The 2764-nt window shown below is 68.8% G+C and carries 1 protein-coding gene and 3 pseudogenes; 3 read left to right on the top strand and 1 reads right to left on the bottom strand.

What is annotated here, in order from left to right; translation table 11 throughout:
- Nucleotides 1-186: pseudogene (locus G3N96_RS38260) on the top strand (ABC transporter substrate-binding protein); the annotation flags it as partial.
- On the opposite strand, the pseudogene G3N96_RS39575 reads toward G3N96_RS38260, so the two are convergent.
- A pseudogene (locus G3N96_RS39575) lies at nucleotides 186-776 on the bottom strand (hypothetical protein); the annotation flags it as partial. The pseudogenes G3N96_RS38260 and G3N96_RS39575 overlap by 1 nt on opposite strands.
- An 853-nt stretch (nucleotides 777-1629) precedes the next feature.
- Between G3N96_RS39575 and G3N96_RS38255 the strand changes: the two are divergent.
- The gene (locus G3N96_RS38255) at nucleotides 1630-2538 is read left to right on the top strand and encodes a sterol desaturase family protein (RefSeq protein ID WP_206140448.1); all 909 of its coding nucleotides are present in this window, start codon (nucleotides 1630-1632) and stop codon (nucleotides 2536-2538) included.
- Between the two features lie 106 nt (nucleotides 2539-2644).
- Nucleotides 2645-2764: pseudogene (locus G3N96_RS39570) on the top strand (NAD-dependent oxidoreductase); the annotation flags it as partial.

Below are 2764 nucleotides of genomic sequence, written 5' to 3'. Positions count from 1 at the left end.
CAACCCGTGCAGGTAACGGTGCTCGACGACGCGTCCGACCCGGGCACGGCGGTGCGCAACATCCGCAAGCTGGTCGACGAGGATCATGTCGACGTCGTGGTCGGGCCGAACATCACGCCGGCCGCGCCCGCGTCGCTCGATGCGGTGGCCGCAGGGCAGACGCCGATCACCACGCTGGTCGGCTCGTGCACGACCGTCGAGCCGCCCGACGTCGTCACGACACCCGGCGCCACGCGCGTCGCGCTGCCGGAATGCGTGACGGTTCCGCCGTCGGCGCCCGTCACGGTGCCCGAGCGCGAGCAGGTCGAGCCCGCGCAATTCGTCGATGCCGTGTGGCTGGCCGTGTTGCCGTTCGCGCCCGTGATCGTGCCGCTCGACGAATACTGGCCCGGGCCGTTGCGCGTCACGCTGCCCGACGTCGTGGCGCTGCGGCCGTCCGAGCCCGTCAGCGAACCGGTGTGCGAGCAGGTGCCGCCCGCGCAGCTCGTGTCGCCGCTGTGTTCGACCGAGCGCCCGTTCGGGCCGACGGCCGTGCCGCTGTTCGAGAACTGGCCGGGCGCGGTGCGCGTGACGGTGCCCGTGTTGGTCGCGATCCCGCCGCCGGGGCCGATCACGCCACCCGCATGCGAGCAGCTGCCGCCGCCGCACGAGCCGGCGTGTGCGCCGTTGTAGGTGCCGCGCGGCGTGTATGCGGTGCCGTGGCCGGACCAGCCGGCGAAGGCCGGCGCGCAGGCGAGGGTGAGGGCAGTGGCTATGACGAGAAGGCGGGTTTTCATCGGGTGTCCTTGCGGTTCGTTTCGGTGCACGCAGTGGCGTGGCGACGGGACGAACTTTAGGGCGATGACACGCGCTCGTCGCGTCATAAAAGATGTCGCGGTGTTACACGTGGCGTGCTGATTCGAAGTACGACGAATGCGTGTGCCGGCCGCGCCGATCGCGGGCATGCCGCGCCGGGCAAGGCTGTCGGCGATGCAATTGCGTGAGAGCACGGTGGCGTGGCACGGGGGCCGAACATGTCGGGCGCAGCGCGAAAATGTGTCGCGGCGACATGCGGCGACATATTTGCCGGCCGATTCATGCATGCATCGCGGTGAAACGCGCGAACCGAACGCGGGCAGTGCGCCATGTGCGACCGGACCCCGCTTCTCCTTGAACTGAAGCCGTCATCGCATGCCTGCCGAGGAATCGGCTTCCGATCGGCACCGGTCGTATGCATGTGTCGCGCCGCCGCATCCGTCGCCGCAGGTTGCGTGCAGCGTCGACCGGTTTCGGCGCGACAGGCGGCGATCCATTACTCGCCGGACATGCAAGCGCGCCCGCACGAGCGGGTCGGTTTTCAATCCATGGGCGCACGCGAGCGCCGCTTACCGCCCGATCGCATTTCACCGCGACATGCGGTGACACATTTCCCGCACGACACACCAACGCGCAGCCCCAAATCGGCCCCGCTCCGGCCCACCAGCGCCCACGCCCGCCACACGTCACCCGACCGCCTTCCCCCACGACATACGGCGACATATTTCCCGCGTGGCCTTTCCGTTCCGCGCCCACTACAGTGCGTTCCATTCGACGCGATGGCAGCCCGTGCCGCCGATGACGCGTCCGACTCAACCGGAGGAAAGGCCCATCATGCTCACCACCACAGGAAAGCTCGCGTACTACGTCACGCTCTTCATCGTCGCCGTCTCGCTCGTCGAGGCGGCCGTGCTCACCTGGCGCCGCGCCCGCGGGCCGGAACCGTTCGACTGGAACGAGGTGTGGCTGTCGCTCGCCGATCTCGCGGGCCGCAAGCTGCTCGCGCTGGTGCCGCTGTCGCTCGCCACGCCGCTGTTCGACCTCGCGTGGGCGCACCGGCTCTTCACGATCCCGCTCCACAGCGTCGCGCTCGCGCTGCTCGTGTTCGTCGGCCAGGAGTTCTGCTACTACTGGTATCACCGCGCGTCGCACCGCGTGCGGTTCTTCTGGTCGACTCATGCGGTGCATCATTCGCCGAACCAGTTGACGCTGTCGTCCGCGTTTCGCCTCGGCTGGACCGGCAAGATCGCCGGCGCCGCGATGTTCTTCACGCCGCTCGTGTGGCTCGGCGTGCGTCCGGAAGCCGTGCTCGCGATCCTGTCGTTCAACCTGATGTACCAGTTCTGGCTGCACAACACCTGGATGCCGAAGCTCGGCTGGCTCGAAATCGTGTTCAACACGCCGTCCGCGCACCGCGTGCACCACGCGTCGAACCTCGACTATCTCGATGCAAACTACGGCGGCGTGCTGGTCGTGTTCGACCGGCTGTTCGGCACCTACGTCGCCGAGCGCGCCGACGAGCCGTGCCGTTTCGGCCTCGTCACGCCGACCCGCTCGCGCAACCCGTTCGTCGTCGAGCTCGAGCATTGGGCGAGCCTTGCCCGCGACGTCGCAGCCGCCCGCGACGTGTGGACCGCGATCCGCTTCGTGCTGCTGCCGCCGGGCTGGCGCCCGGACAACCAGGGCGAAACGACGGAAGAACTGCGCCGTCGCAGCCTCGTCGCGGTGCGCACGGATGCGTGAACGGCGCTACCCTGTGGCACATTGCCGGCCGCGCACGCATGCCGCGGCCGGCATCGCTCATGCAACACACATCATCAAGCAACCCTCGATCCAGGAGAAAATATCGATGGAACACGACTTCAAAGGCAAGGCCGTCGCGATCACCGGCGGATTCGGCCATCTGGGCGTCGCGACGGCCGCGTGGCTCGGCGCGCGCGGCGCACGCGTCGCGCTGATCGGCCGCGGC

The organism is Burkholderia sp. Se-20373, from assembly GCF_017104705.1.
In the GTDB taxonomy this organism is placed as follows: Bacteria; Pseudomonadota; Gammaproteobacteria; order Burkholderiales; family Burkholderiaceae; genus Burkholderia.
The sequence above is the reverse complement of the archived record's forward strand: the minus strand, read 5'-3'. Positions and strand labels throughout refer to the sequence as shown.